Genomic DNA, 13,637 nt, shown 5'->3' with positions numbered 1-13,637 from the left:
AGCCATGCGGAATGACTTGGCAACATTGCCCGTTTTGCTTTGGAAAATGGAGGCATACTGCTCTTCCAAGTCTATCCATGGAATCAGCTCTGCTTTTTTGACCCAACGATTTTCAGGATTCATGGTAAGCCCCACGGGCTGATTGAAGTCATCGAATGATAATTGAGTATTAGGCTGCTTTTTGTACACATCTATCGCTCCATTTCCTTGAAAAGTGCAAAGAATTTGATAGTGGTTCATTGAAATCCTTGCACTTATTATATCAAAAACCATGGACATTTACCGTAATATCAACATATTTGAATTATTCAGTACACACTAACTAGTAGCTTCATTCACTTACAATTCATACAACCGATACAAATCAGCTTTAACTCATTCAGAACAAAAGAGTTATTAATCTACTACGGAGGAAGAGACCATGAAATTAGCGACACTACTTCAGTCAATCAACATTACTGCTAAAAAAATGATATCTCAGATTTGAATATTGAAAAAATTGCCTACCATTCAGGGCAAGTTGAGCCAGAGACTCTTTTTGTCTGCATTAGAGGATTTGAAACAGATGGTCATAAATATGCTGGCATGGCCATTGAAAACGGAGCTTCCGCCCTCATTGTGGAGCGATTTATTGAAAATATAAATATCCCACAGTTTCTTGTAGAAGATGGTAGAATCGCATTAGCAGAAATGTCAGATGTTTTTTATAATCATCCATCACGAAAGATGCGTTTGTTTGGTGTCACAGGAACAAATGGAAAAACAACCATTACTTATATGACAGATGCAGTGTTTGAAGCGAATGACCTGAATACTGGCATGATAGGAACAATTATGGTGAAATTTAAAGATAAAAAGGTGCCTAGTGTTTTAACAACACCCGAATCACTTGATTTACAAAAATATTTTGTGGAAATGCAAAATAAAGGCGTCTCACATGTTTCTATGGAAGTGTCATCGTCGGCATTAGATTTAAAGCGAACAAATAATGTCGCCTTTGATGTTGCTGCTTTCACAAATATTCACAGAGATCACATTGAATTACACGGTTCTTTTGAGGCATATTTCAATGCAAAGGCCTCGTTTATACGAAACGCAAAACCAGGGACGATTACCTTGTTAAATATTGACGAACCCCTTCTAGGAAAGTTGATAGATGAAACAGAAGCTCAAATGGTATCTTTTGGTATAAAGAATAATTCGGGGACTTTTCATGTCTCAGATATTGATATGTCAAACGGCTTTCCTTCATTTACAGTCATTCAAAACCATCCAGTAAAAAGCTTAACTCAAAAAGAGATATATTTAGATCCATTTGAAATACAATTATCTGTTCCTGGCTATTATTCTATTTATAATGCCTTAACCGCAATTATTACAGGGCTAGTTAATGATATTCCTTTGGGAACTGTTAAATCGGGAATAGAAAATTTTAAAGGGGTCGAAAGACGTTTTGAAATTCTTTATGAAAAAGACTTTATGGTGATCGATGATTTACTTTTAAATGAAGATAATATCGAAGCGAGTATGAATACGTTGAAAAATTTAAATTACAGTAACATCCATTTTGTTCATGCCGTTCGGGGAAATAGAGGAGTAGAAGTGAACCGCGAGAATGCAGAGAAAATGGCGGAATGGCTCCCCTTAATGGACATTTCCAAAGTTACCCTCACTGCTAGTCGGTCACATGTCGGAGAATTGGATCAAGTATCTGAGGCTGAAATCGAAGCCTTTGCTAGTGTTATGAAGAAAGAACATATTTCAGTAGATTTTCACTATGAATTACAAGATGCGATCGCCTCAGTTGTTAAGAAAATCAAGCCAAATGATATCCTATTTATTACCGGAGCACATGGCATGGATCATGGGTCTAGGACTACATTTGAGATGCTTTTGAAGAATAAAATAGGAGAGGATCAGGAAGAAATGCGTCGTGTGTTGGATGCCTTGATGAATGGCATTGTTCAGAAAAACGCAGTGAATGTACCTTGATGCCTTCATTTTTATCACTAAGTACGCTCTGAAAGTCAATTCAAACCATTGTAATGAATAAAAAAACACTCCAGGCTCGCCCCTTTTAAAATTAGAAAGGACGTAGACGTGGAGTGCTTTTTTACAAATGAATAAGTGCTCAGTTAATGATTATTTAGCGAATCAATAATAATGGCGGATGTTTCTTCTATAGACTTACTTGAAACGTTGATAATTTTACAATTTAATTTATTATATAAGTCTTCCGCAAATTGAATCTCTCTTCGAATACGTTCCATGCTGGAATAAGGGGTCTCCGGATTCATGCCGTAAGATATCATACGTTCACGACGTATATTCGATAACATTTCTTCCTCATTTGTTAAACCCACAATGCGCTTTTCATCTACTTGCCATAACTCATCAGGAAGACTTGATTCTGGCATAAGAGGCAAGTTGGCTACTTTATACCCTTGATTGGCCATGTAGATACTTAAAGGTGTTTTAGATGTACGAGAAATGCCTAATACAACGATATCTGCTTCAAGAAAACCCTTAGGATCCTTACCATCGTCATATTTCACTGCAAACTCGAGAGCACTGATACGATCAAAGTATTTATCATCCAACATATGATTAGCGCCTGGTTTATGCTGAGGCATCGTATTTGTTTGAGCGGTGACTTCTTTGATTAGTGGATTAATAACATCAATGCAGGTGATATCTTGTTCGAAACAAAACGATTCTATCATATCCACAAACATAGTATCTACAAACGTATGAAGAATAACAGCATTGAATTTTTTAGCTTTTTCTAAAACGGTTTGCAATTGACTTTGCTCTCGTATAAAAGGAAAGTTTTTTAATTCATATTCGACGTTTGGAAATTGTGACAAGGCTGCATGAACTACATTGCTTGCTGTACCTCCAACTGAATCAGAGAGTACCATAATTGTTAATGAATGAATTTTAGACATGATGACCACTCCTTTTTATAATAACTTCTAATTTAAGTATATAGGAAGTAGAGCGAAATGAGAACTTATTTGTAACTTGAAATTTTGAGTGTTTACGATATACTGACTGTAGAATATTAAACTAAATGAAGGAAGCGATATATTGACTGCTTTTGAACAAGCTGTTAAAACGTTGAAGCGCAATGGCTATAAAACAACTGGGAAAAGACAGCGCATTTTAGAATTGCTTTATCACTCCAACAAATATATGACCGCAAAAGAAGTTCAGGATATATTAAAAAAAACGTTCCCAGGTATCAGTCCGGATACTGTTTACAGAAATTTACACACATTTGTTAGCTTGAATGTTGTTGAAGAAACCGAATTAAATGGAGAAAAATTATTCAGAGCAACATGTGATGTGCATGGACATCACCACCATTTTATATGCACAGAGTGTGGTATAACAGAAGAACTTGATTGTCCACTAGAATTACTACAAGGTCAATTGCCTGGATATAAGGTGGACTCACATCGGTTCGAACTTTTTGGTAAGTGTAAAACGTGCTTATGTGTAGAGTGATTTTGTAACAAAAAAAATTATGCCTTTTTTGTTATGAATTATTCAATGATGAGGTTGACGCTCTTTAATATTTTATATATAATAAATAGTGAATTGTAGTATACTTTACATACTGCAATTACATCATTTATTGATAGGGAAGACCAATTGTGACTAAATTAGTTTATAAACGCAAGTGGAAACCCCTGAACGTACGAGGGGAGGGGAAGAACGTTGACTAAAACAGATCTTAAAAAAGGCGAGAATCTTGAGGATGCTCTTCGTCGTTTCAAACGTTCCGTTTCTAAATCCGGCACTATGAAAGAAGCCCGTAAACGCGAGTACTATGATAAGCCAAGTGTTAAACGTAAGAAGAAATCTATAGAAGCACGTAAACGTAAATAATACTTTCGTTTATTAAAGTTTCGTAATGATAGAAGGTGAACGAGATGAGTAAACTTGATTTATTGAATCAAGATATGAAAACAGCTATGAAACGAAAAGAAAAAGAAACATTATCAACTGTTCGTATGCTGAAATCTGCGCTTCAAACTGAACAAATTAATAAGGGCGAAGAACTCACAGAGGAAGAGGAATTAACTATTCTTGCTCGCGAGAAAAAACAACGTATGGAGTCTTTAAATGAATTTAAATCGGCTGGTCGTGATGATTTGGTCCTTAAATTGGAAAAAGAACTCTCTATTGTCAATAATTATCTTCCAGAACAATTAAGTGAAGATGATGTTCGTTCCATTGTTCAAGAAACGATTGCTAAAACGCAGGCTTCATCCATGCAAGATATGGGTAAAGTCATGGGAGCATTGATGCCGAAAGTTAAAGGGAAAGCAGATGGCTCGCTAGTAAGTTCTATTGTTAAAGAAGAATTAAACAAATAAAGTACGCATAAAGAAGAACGCTGATGACTTAACTAATCAGCGTTCTTTTTTTATCGTTCATAATTAAAAGAATAAAAAGGTTGATTTCCTTCAACCTTATAGAGTTTTTACGTTATTTATGCTATCATTTATATACTTAAACAACTATAGGTTAAACATAAACGACACAGTTGGTTGTATTGAAAAGGAGATGTTAACTGCTTGACTGAATCAAAGGAAAAAAGACAGATTCATCTAGAAGATTCTCAGCGCGTCTTTGCATTATTTGGTCCTCAAAATAGTTATTTAACTATAATTGAAGACCAAATGAATGTTATTATCAATAGCCGAGGGGCCCTTCTTGAAGTCGAAGGCGATAAGGAAACGATTGACGTAATCGAGGCGCTTTTCCAGCAGCTGCTTGTTTTAGAAGAAAAAGGTATCACTATAAAGAAAGCCGATATTGTCTCAGCTACACGAATGGCTAAGCAAGGTATGCTGGGTAAATTTGTAAAGATGTACGAAGAAGAAATTACAAGAGATAAAGATGGCAAAATTTTGCGTGCAAGAAATGTAGGACAGAGAAATTATATCGATGCGATTAAAAAAGATGATATCGTCTTTGGTATTGGACCTGCAGGAACGGGTAAGACATTCGTTGCGGTTGCTATGGCTGTCTCTGCCATGCGAAAAGGTGAAGTCAAACGAATTATATTAACACGACCCGCAGTTGAAGCGGGTGAAAATTTAGGTTTTTTACCGGGTGACTTGAAGGAAAAAGTGGATCCTTATCTAAGACCTCTATATGATGCACTCTACACTGTTCTTGGGACGGAGCATACCAACCGTTTAATTGAACGGGAAACGATTGAAATCGCACCTTTAGCTTACATGCGCGGAAGGACACTGGATGATGCTTTTATCATTCTTGATGAAGCTCAAAATACAACGACACAACAAATGAAAATGTTTTTAACACGATTAGGTTTTGGATCTAAAATGGTCATCAATGGGGATATCACCCAAATTGACTTGCCTAAAAGAGTGAGTAGTGGATTGATTCATGCTGATAGGGTACTAAAGGAGGTACATGGTATTTCTCGTGTACAGTTTGAAGCAGAAGATGTTGTCAGACACCCACTTGTGGCGAAAGTTATCAATGCCTATGTTAATGAAACGGATAGGAAAGATTAATGGATATAGCTATATATGATGAAACAAATCAGATAAACGAAAAAAACAAAACAATGATGGAAGCGATATTACAATTTTCTGCTAAAAAACTTTCTATACCAGAAAATGCAGAAATTTCAATCTCTGTCGTTGAGAATGATAAAATTAGAGAAATAAATAAAGAGTATCGAAAAAAAGATGCTGTAACTGATGTCATTAGTTTTGCTTTGGAAGATGATGAAGACATTTTTATGACGCTTGACGCGTTAGATACTGATATTCCAAGAGACTTAGGAGATATTTTCCTTTCTTATGATAAAGCAGTTGAACAGGCAACTGAATATGGCCATTCCTTTGATAGAGAATTAGGCTTTCTGCTCGTTCATGGCTTTTTACATCTAAACGGTTATGATCATATGACTGAAGCTGATGAAAAAGAAATGTTTGCACTACAAGAGGAGATTCTAAGAGAGTATGGACTCACAAGATAAGCACGACCTGCCGAGTAAAAACAGAAAATATAGAGATTCTTTCCGTTACGCTTTACAGGGAGTCAAGACAGCATTTAAAGAAGAAAGAAACATGCGTACTCATGTACTGGTTGGTATGTGTATTTTTATCCTGTCCTTGTTTTTAGATTTGTCGCGGAACGAATGGCTTTGGCTGCTATTGGTTAGCTACCTAGTGTTTGTTATGGAACTTTTGAATACGGTGGTAGAAAATGTCGTGGACTTAGTTACAGAAACATATCATCCCATAGCTAAAAAAGTAAAGGATATGGCAGCGGCAGCCGTGCTGGTTACAGCCAGTCTTGCTGCGTTAATAGGCATTATTATTTTACTACCCAAGATACTAAAAATACTAATATAAAGAGGCGATAGTAATGGACGAAAAAATGAAGAAAACACTAGTTAAAGAAGCTGATAGTATGCTAGAAAAGGCGTACGTACCTTATTCGCACTTCCCTGTAGGAGCAGCCCTTCACACAAAAGAAAGCAAAACTTACTTAGGTTGCAACATTGAGAATGCATCGTATGGACTTTCAAATTGTGCTGAACGTACTGCTATATTTAAAGCTGTTTCAGAAGGTGAAAAGAACTTTGATTACCTAGTTATTACCGGCGGAACAGAAGACCCTATTTCACCGTGTGGAGCATGTCGTCAAGTCATGGTAGAGTTCTTTGAACCTAATATGAAAGTACTATTAACAAATGAAGACGGAAAAGTTAAGGAAACCACGGTATCGGAATTATTACCTGGAGCATTTAAAGCGGAGGACATGGTTTGATAGAAAAAGCATCGTATAAATCCGGTTTTGTATCGATTGTCGGACGACCAAATGTAGGTAAATCAACATTATTAAATCGATTAGTTGGACAAAAAATTGCTATAATGAGTGATAAATCTCAAACAACACGTAACAAAATACAAGGGATTGCAACAACAGATACTGAACAAATTGTCTTTATCGATACGCCAGGAATCCATAAGCCAAAGCATCGGCTCGGAGACTTTATGGTGGAAACCGCTTTAAGCACGTTTAATGAAGTAGATGTTGTGATGTTTCTAGTGAATGTAACAGAAAAACGTGGACCAGGTGATAATTATATTATTGAAAAGTTAAAGCACGTTGATAGTCCTGTCTTTTTAGTTTTGAATAAAATTGACCAGGTTCATCCAGATGAATTGCTTCCAATTATAGAAGATTACAGAAATCAGCTGGAGTTTTCAGAAATTGTTCCTATTTCTGCAAAAGATGGCAATAATGTTGAGCATTTAGTGAAAACGATTCGCACCTACCTGCCTTTGGGACCACAATTTTATCCTGAAGACCAGGTTACTGATCACCCCGAATACTTTATTGCATCAGAATTGATACGCGAAAAAGTACTTGAACGCACGCGTGAAGAAATCCCTCATTCAATTGCTGTAGTTATTGAAAGCATGCAAAGGAATGAGAACGACAAAGTAGAAGTTAGAGCAGTAATTAATGTAGAAAGAAAGTCTCAAAAAGGTATTATTATAGGGAAACAAGGTAAAATGATCAAGGAAATTGGTATACACGCGAGACGAGATATCGAAAAACTACTTGGTGATAAAATTTATCTTGAATTGTTTGTAAAGGTTCAGAATAATTGGCGAGATAAGCAAACGAATCTGAAAGAATTTGGATACAATAAGGAAGACTATTAAGTTTAACTTGAAAACAAGAAGGTGACCAATTGGCTCATTTAGAAGAAGTGAAAGGCCTTGTTTTGTCTGTCAGAAAACATCGGGAACGAGATTTTCTGCTCAAACTTTTTACTTATGAGTATGGCAAGCTGATGTTCTTTGTTCGTGGAACGAAAAATTCCAATAACAAATTGAAGCCTGCTTTACAGAACTTTACGCAAGCAACATATATTGCAGATATAAGAAGTTCAGGATTAAGTTTCGTTCGTGATTCCAAACATGTTACGCCGTTTTCTTCTATTCAGCAGGACATCTTTAAAAATGCCTATGCCACATACATTTTACAGCTTGCAGATGCGGCGATTGAAGATAGGCAGGCAGACCCAGGTTTATATGAACAACTTAATAGAGGACTTAAAGCTATTAATGACGACCTAGATCCTGAAATTATTATGAATATTTTTGAGATACGCTTTTTAAGGTATTTCGGTGTGATGCCAGAGCTTCGCGGCTGTGTGATCTGTGGAATAACTGAGGGAGCCTTTGATTATTCGAGTATACACCACGGTCTACTCTGCCCTAAACACTTCCATGAAGATGAAAGACGATATCATGCCAGTACTAAAGCGATTCACTTTATCCGTCTTTTTTCGGTCATATCTTTTGATAAAATCAATTCAATAACCATCAAAGAAGAGACTAAAAAAGAAATTAGAGCAGTGATCGACCAGCTGTATGATGAACTCGTTGGGATTAAACTTAAAAGCCGTAAGTTTATCGATAGTATGAAAGAATGGGAGAATATGTTGAAGCCAGCATCTAAATCAAAAGATGAAAAAAAGTAAACGGCTGAATGATTGACAAAGACAGTATTTAAGATAAAATAAAAAGAGACAGTAAGTAAATTAAAGACAGAAACACGTTGAAGGAAAGAGTAAGAAATAGAATGTTAGAAGCGACTATGGAAAGGTGAGAGCCATAGACATTTCTTTTCTGAAAGGCATCTGGAGTGTTTTTTTAAAAGTGCAGACTTCAATTATTGAAGTTTGAAGTAGGGTGGAACCGCGAGAAGACTCGTCCCTATACTGAACAGATGTGTCAGTATAGGGACGAGTCTTTTTATGCTGTTTTATTAAAAGGAGAGAGACAAAATGGAAGAAGTCAAAACATTTCAAGATATTATTTTAACACTACAACAATTTTGGTCTAAACAAGGCTGTATGTTGATGCAGTCTTACGATACCGAAAAAGGTGCTGGGACAATGAGTCCATATACATTTTTACGTGCAATAGGACCCGAGCCGTGGAATGCTGCCTATGTTGAGCCAAGTCGTCGACCAGCTGATGGACGCTACGGGAAAAACCCGAATCGTTTATATCAGCATCACCAATTCCAAGTCGTCATGAAGCCTTCACCAAAAAACATACAAGAATTATATATAGACAGTCTAAAAGCATTAGGCATCGATCCATTAAAGCATGACATTCGTTTTGTTGAAGATAACTGGGAAAACCCGTCATTAGGATGTGCTGGTCTTGGATGGGAAGTCTGGTTGGATGGAATGGAAGTGACTCAATTCACTTACTTCCAACAAGTTGGAGGACTCGAAGTGGATTCTGTTACAAGTGAGTTAACTTATGGACTTGAACGCTTAGCTTCCTATATTCAAGACGTAAATAGCGTGTATGATATCGAATGGGCACCAGGAGTAAAATATGGAGAAATATTTAAACATCCAGAGTATGAACACTCCGTTTATTCATTTGAGAATAGTGACACGGCCTTTTTATTCAATCAGTTTTCAGCTTTTGAAAAAGAAGCATTGAAGCAAATTGAAAAAAATCTAGTTCACCCTGCTTATGATTATGTTTTGAAATGCAGTCATGCATTCAACCTCTTGGATGCAAGAGGAGCTGTGTCTGCAACAGATCGTCCGGATTACTTGAAACGCATCCGACATATGGCACGCCTTATTGCCAAAGCCTTTTTACAAGAACGTGCGAAACTTTCCTTCCCATTACTAAAAGATTCAGAAGCTAAAAAATGGGTAGAAAAATATGGTATCAAGGAGGAAAAATAATGACACACACATACTTACTTGAAATTGGACTTGAAGAAATGCCAGCTAAAATTATTTCAGACTCAGTCTCACAATTAAAAGATATTTTGGCTACTCACTTAAAAGAAAATGATTTAAACTATTCAACAATAAATGTTTGGAGCACACCAAGACGTTTGGCTGTGACAGTTAAGGACTTAGAAACAAAGCAAGCAGACCGTGTGGAAACTGTTAAAGGGCCTGCGAAACGTATTGCCTTGGATAAGGAGGGAAATTGGTCGAAAGCAGCGATTGGTTTTACTAAGGGACAGAAGGTATCTGTTGAAGATATTATCTTCAAAGAGGTCAAAGGTGAAGAGTATGTTTTTGTTGAAAAGCATATTAAAGGGCAGCCAGCAAAAATCGTGCTTGAAGGATTAGGAAGCAAACTCTCCGCTCTATCTTTTCCCGTATCAATGAAATGGGGAAATTCTTCTCACAAATTTATTCGTCCAGTACATTGGTTGGCTTCCCTCCTTGATGATGATGTAGTCAATATGAATCTATTTGACGTTTCTGCTGGGAGAGAAACAGAAGGACACCGTTTCTTAGGCGACGCCCTTACTCTTAGTCATGCTAGTGATTACACTGAATCGTTAAAGCAGGCTTTTGTTATCGTTGATCGGGATGAAAGAAAGCAGACAATTGTTAAGCAAATACAAGATATGTGCCAGGAAAACAAGTGGCAAGATCCCACGGATAATGAGGAACTGGTTGAAGAGGTTACTGACTTAGTGGAATGGCCAACTGTTTTTTATGGGACATTTGACACACACTATCTTGACGTGCCAGAAATCGTATTGGAAACAGCGATGGCTGACCATCAACGGTATTTCCCTGTACGAGAAGCAGGCACAAACCACGCTTTCCTACCTTATTTTATAGCTGTTAGAAATGGAAATGAGAAAGGATTAGATCATGTCCGTAAAGGAAATGAAAAAGTCTTGGATGCTCGCCTTGCTGATGCAGCTTTCTTTTACGAAGAAGATAAAAAACATGATATTGATTACTTTGTTGAAAAGTTGAAGAATGTCTCTTTTCATGAAAAAATTGGATCACTTTATGAAAAACAAGAACGTATTGCACGTCTTTCACACTTTTTAGCTCCTTATTTTGGACTATCCTCAGAAGAAAAGGAAGAGTTGGAACGTGCCGCGCTTATATGTAAATTTGATTTAGTAACTCAAACCGTTACAGAATTCACATCACTTCAGGGGGAAGTGGCGGGGATATTTGCTGACGAGCGAAAAGAGTCAAAAAATATTTCAACAGCTCTTTCTGAACAATACTTGCCAAAAAGTCTTGAAGGAGCCTTACCAGAAAGCAAGATAGGCGCTATTATTTCACTTGCTGATAAGATGGATTCATTAATTTCCTTCTTCGCCGTTGGACTTGTACCGACTGGCTCCAATGACCCATTCGCATTACGTAGACAAGCTATGGGAATTGTTCGAATAATCGAAGCATTTAATATCCCATTCGCACTCACTGACTGGCTCGACGTTATTGTTGATGGCATGCAAAATGTTGAAACAAAAGCATTGTATGAACAAAATAAAGAAAAGGTTAGCCAATTTATATTGGATCGTTTAGATTTATGGCTAACAAAATATGCAGGCATGGCAAAAGAGTTTGATGTAAGAAAAGCTGTTTTACATGCATCTCATGATAACCTCATTGCACTAATTGATCAGGCGAAGGTTTTGAAAGAAGAAAAGCCGACCAATCAATTTAAGCCAGTTGTTGAATCCTTGACACGTGTGTCTAATTTAGCTGAAAAGGCGGATGGTGCTTTAGATATAGAAACCAAACAGTTTGAGTCAGAGTCTGAAGCTGCACTTTATGAAGAGCTTGTTAGAATAGAAAATGAAAGCAAAGAAATGAAAACTGCACACCAAGAATGGAAACATTTCGTTGAGTTGCGTCCTTTGATTGAATCCTTCTTTGATGAGAATATGGTTATGACAGATGATGAGGCAACAAGAACTAATCGCTTGGCTTTACTTAACCGCATTGATACGCTAGCTCAGTCATTTGCCCAGTTCAAAATGCTTGTAATTAAATAAGGACCAAGCAAAGAAGGCAGGGGAATCTGTCTTCTTTGTCTATACCAAGTTGGATTAAATAATATGATAAGTGTTTCAACATCGAATCTATTTTTATTTTTTAGCCCACAGTGAATAGTAGGAATATCATAGATAATCTGGGGAGGACGTATATTATGGAAGCTGAACAAAGAAGGCAAGAGATGCTTGAGCGATTGAAAACGAGTATGGAACCCATTGTTGCCCGATCGCTGGCTGAAACATACGATGTCAGCAGGCAAGTGATTGTTGGAGACGTTGCTCTATTAAGAGCGGCTGGAGAAGATATATACTCTACACCCAAAGGGTATGTGATGCGAACCAAAGCAGTATCGGGGCTCACCACTCAAATCGTCTGCAGCCATACACGCGAGCAGACTAAAGAAGAGCTCTATACAATTGTAGATAGTGGAAGTGAGGTACTGGATGTTATTGTTGAGCATCCCGTATATGGAACTATCAAAGGGGATTTAAATATCTCTAGCCGATTAGAAGTTGATGAATTTATTGATAAGTTGAAGCAAGCAAAGACATCACTGCTCTCAAAACTAACGGATGGCATCCATACGCATACGATTCGTTCAAAAAATGAGGCCGGGCGTGATAAGTTGATTGAGTTATTACGAGAGAAAGGCTTTCTATACGAATAACCTGTTGACATCTTTTTGATCATACGTATACTTAATAGGTGTAAAGACACCCGTATACACACGAGTGTACATATGATAAGGAGAGGTTTATTATCAAAAAAACAAATACGTTGAAGTTAACAGTCACAGCGTTACTTACGGCTATCGCTATTGCAATTCCTTTAGTAATGCCCGTACGAGTAGTACTTCCGCCAGCATCATTTACTTTAGCTAGTCATGTTCCAATCTTTTTTGCATTATTTTTATCACCCAAAATTGCTGTATTGGTGTCGCTTGGCTCTGCAACAGGTTTCTTATTGGCTGGCTTACCGATTGTCATTACACTACGAGCGCTAAGCCATGTCGTGTTTGCGCTTTTGGGTGGGGTTTATTTACGTAACAGACGGCAAGATGTACTGGAATCACCTGTTAAAAGTCAATTTTTCTCATTTTGGATTGGCTTAGTTCACGCTTTGGCTGAAGTAGGTATCGTCTCACTCTTCTTCTTCGGTCTACTCAAAGGTGCTGATTACGATGAAACCTTTTTCTATTCAGTCTTTATGCTTGTTGGTGTAGGGACGTTGATTCACAGTATGGTGGACTTTTTACTCGCTCAAATCATTTGGAAAAGCTTAGGTAAGCGTATGAAGACACTTGTTAAAAAAATGGCACTATAGATGTCAGGGTAAAGGAATAGAGAAAAGACTGAGCGAGAGTGTTCAGTCTTTTTTAGTGATAGTGATGTCAGTATTTTAAAAACTATAAACATTCAATTCGTACTTATATTTGTCAATTTTTAGTATATAATCACTCTACTACAAGTCTATGTGTAAAATTAATGTCGGAACAGAAAAATATCGGTCTGGACAAAAAGAAAGAAGACCCTTAATCTAGAGATAACGATAACGCTAGAGAAAGAGGTCTTCTTATGAATAAAATTATATCAAAAATCATCAAAATATTAAAGGAACAAGACACATTACTCGAAGCTGAATTAGCTTTAGAAATACTTTTCCAACAGATTGTCCAAGAACTACTCTGTGCAGCTTTTAAACAAATTGATTTAGAATTGATCCAAGAGTATAAAGATCAAGGCTACGAAATAGATAGTATCCA

At 37.0% G+C, this 13,637-nt stretch carries 16 protein-coding genes and 1 pseudogene; 15 read left to right on the top strand and 2 right to left on the bottom strand.

The genetic code is table 11. The annotated features are described in order from the left end of the window. A pseudogene (locus BMX83_RS09190) lies at nucleotides 1-189 on the bottom strand (IS5/IS1182 family transposase); the annotation flags it as partial. A gap of 294 nt (nucleotides 190-483) precedes the next feature. Here BMX83_RS09190 and BMX83_RS09185 point away from each other — a divergent pair. Further along, nucleotides 484-1,992, top strand: coding sequence for a Mur ligase family protein (locus tag BMX83_RS09185; RefSeq protein WP_091636288.1), 1,509 nt, complete (start codon nucleotides 484-486; stop codon nucleotides 1,990-1,992). A gap of 143 nt (nucleotides 1,993-2,135) precedes the next feature. Here BMX83_RS09185 and BMX83_RS09180 read toward each other — a convergent pair whose 3' ends face one another. Further along, on the bottom strand, nucleotides 2,136-2,948 hold the full coding sequence (locus tag BMX83_RS09180) for a pyruvate, water dikinase regulatory protein (protein ID WP_091636286.1): 813 nt from the start codon (nucleotides 2,946-2,948) through the stop codon (nucleotides 2,136-2,138). 142 nt (nucleotides 2,949-3,090) lie between these two features. Between BMX83_RS09180 and BMX83_RS09175 the strand changes: the two genes are divergently transcribed. From BMX83_RS09175 to BMX83_RS09110, 14 genes are all read left to right on the top strand, one after another. Beyond that, on the top strand, nucleotides 3,091-3,510 hold the full coding sequence (locus BMX83_RS09175) for a Fur family transcriptional regulator (protein WP_091636283.1): 420 nt from the start codon (nucleotides 3,091-3,093) through the stop codon (nucleotides 3,508-3,510). Nucleotides 3,511-3,723: 213 nt separating this feature from the next. Next, nucleotides 3,724-3,894 (top strand): 30S ribosomal protein S21, encoded by a 171-nt coding sequence (gene rpsU, locus BMX83_RS09170; protein ID WP_091636280.1) that lies wholly within the window; start codon nucleotides 3,724-3,726, stop codon nucleotides 3,892-3,894. Nucleotides 3,895-3,938: 44 nt separating this feature from the next. Continuing rightward, nucleotides 3,939-4,385: a GatB/YqeY domain-containing protein gene (locus BMX83_RS09165; RefSeq protein ID WP_091636278.1), complete on the top strand. Its 447-nt coding sequence runs from the start codon at nucleotides 3,939-3,941 to the stop codon at nucleotides 4,383-4,385. 201 nt (nucleotides 4,386-4,586) lie between these two features. Continuing rightward, nucleotides 4,587-5,558, top strand: a complete 972-nt coding sequence (locus tag BMX83_RS09160; RefSeq protein ID WP_091636276.1) for a PhoH family protein — start codon at nucleotides 4,587-4,589, stop codon at nucleotides 5,556-5,558. Further along, nucleotides 5,558-6,028, top strand: coding sequence for an rRNA maturation RNase YbeY (gene ybeY / locus BMX83_RS09155; RefSeq protein WP_091636273.1), 471 nt, complete (start codon nucleotides 5,558-5,560; stop codon nucleotides 6,026-6,028). The genes BMX83_RS09160 and ybeY overlap by 1 nt, the downstream gene beginning before the upstream one ends. Next, nucleotides 6,012-6,407, top strand: coding sequence for a diacylglycerol kinase family protein (locus BMX83_RS09150; protein WP_091636270.1), 396 nt, complete (start codon nucleotides 6,012-6,014; stop codon nucleotides 6,405-6,407). The genes ybeY and BMX83_RS09150 overlap by 17 nt, the downstream gene beginning before the upstream one ends. A gap of 13 nt (nucleotides 6,408-6,420) precedes the next feature. Beyond that, the gene (locus BMX83_RS09145; RefSeq protein ID WP_091636267.1) at nucleotides 6,421-6,825 is read left to right on the top strand and encodes a cytidine deaminase; all 405 of its coding nucleotides are present in this window, start codon (nucleotides 6,421-6,423) and stop codon (nucleotides 6,823-6,825) included. Further along, on the top strand, nucleotides 6,825-7,730 hold the full coding sequence (era, locus tag BMX83_RS09140) for a GTPase Era (protein ID WP_091636291.1): 906 nt from the start codon (nucleotides 6,825-6,827) through the stop codon (nucleotides 7,728-7,730). The genes BMX83_RS09145 and era overlap by 1 nt, the downstream gene beginning before the upstream one ends. A gap of 29 nt (nucleotides 7,731-7,759) precedes the next feature. Continuing rightward, nucleotides 7,760-8,554, top strand: a complete 795-nt coding sequence (recO, locus tag BMX83_RS09135; RefSeq protein ID WP_091636264.1) for a DNA repair protein RecO — start codon at nucleotides 7,760-7,762, stop codon at nucleotides 8,552-8,554. Between the two features lie 306 nt (nucleotides 8,555-8,860). Beyond that, nucleotides 8,861-9,790, top strand: coding sequence for a glycine--tRNA ligase subunit alpha (gene glyQ / locus BMX83_RS09130; protein WP_091636261.1), 930 nt, complete (start codon nucleotides 8,861-8,863; stop codon nucleotides 9,788-9,790). After that, nucleotides 9,790-11,874 carry a glycine--tRNA ligase subunit beta gene (gene glyS, locus BMX83_RS09125; protein ID WP_177170562.1) on the top strand — a complete coding sequence of 695 codons (2,085 nt, stop codon included), beginning with the start codon at nucleotides 9,790-9,792 and terminating at the stop codon, nucleotides 11,872-11,874. Before glyQ ends, glyS begins: the two co-directional genes overlap by 1 nt. A gap of 155 nt (nucleotides 11,875-12,029) precedes the next feature. Next, the gene (locus tag BMX83_RS09120) at nucleotides 12,030-12,542 is read left to right on the top strand and encodes a transcription repressor NadR (RefSeq protein WP_091636256.1); all 513 of its coding nucleotides are present in this window, start codon (nucleotides 12,030-12,032) and stop codon (nucleotides 12,540-12,542) included. A gap of 89 nt (nucleotides 12,543-12,631) precedes the next feature. After that, complete coding sequence (locus BMX83_RS09115; protein WP_425425849.1) at nucleotides 12,632-13,198, top strand: hypothetical protein; 567 nt, start codon at nucleotides 12,632-12,634, stop codon at nucleotides 13,196-13,198. A 251-nt stretch (nucleotides 13,199-13,449) separates the two neighbouring features. Beyond that, nucleotides 13,450-13,637, top strand: a 188-nt coding sequence (locus tag BMX83_RS09110) for a hypothetical protein (protein ID WP_143059521.1), incomplete at its 3' end; no start/stop codon positions are given.

Source organism: Alkalibacterium gilvum (genome assembly GCF_900109085.1).
Taxonomy (GTDB): domain Bacteria; phylum Bacillota; class Bacilli; order Lactobacillales; family Carnobacteriaceae_A; genus Alkalibacterium; species Alkalibacterium gilvum.
This window is presented reverse-complemented; position numbering and strand designations above follow the sequence as displayed.

Bases quoted from the DNA above. Each gene is read 5' to 3' on its own strand.
- BMX83_RS09180 (WP_091636286.1), bottom strand. From the start codon at position 2,948: ATGTCTAAAATTCATTCATTAACAATTATGGTACTCTCTGATTCAGTT.
- BMX83_RS09120 (WP_091636256.1), top strand. From the start codon at position 12,030: ATGGAAGCTGAACAAAGAAGGCAAGAGATGCTTGAGCGATTGAAAACG.
- BMX83_RS09165 (WP_091636278.1), top strand. From the start codon at position 3,939: ATGAGTAAACTTGATTTATTGAATCAAGATATGAAAACAGCTATGAAA.
- ybeY (WP_091636273.1), top strand. From the start codon at position 5,558: ATGGATATAGCTATATATGATGAAACAAATCAGATAAACGAAAAAAAC.
- glyQ (WP_091636261.1), top strand. From the start codon at position 8,861: ATGGAAGAAGTCAAAACATTTCAAGATATTATTTTAACACTACAACAA.
- BMX83_RS09145 (WP_091636267.1), top strand. From the start codon at position 6,421: ATGGACGAAAAAATGAAGAAAACACTAGTTAAAGAAGCTGATAGTATG.
- glyS (WP_177170562.1), top strand. From the start codon at position 9,790: ATGACACACACATACTTACTTGAAATTGGACTTGAAGAAATGCCAGCT.
- BMX83_RS09150 (WP_091636270.1), top strand. From the start codon at position 6,012: ATGGACTCACAAGATAAGCACGACCTGCCGAGTAAAAACAGAAAATAT.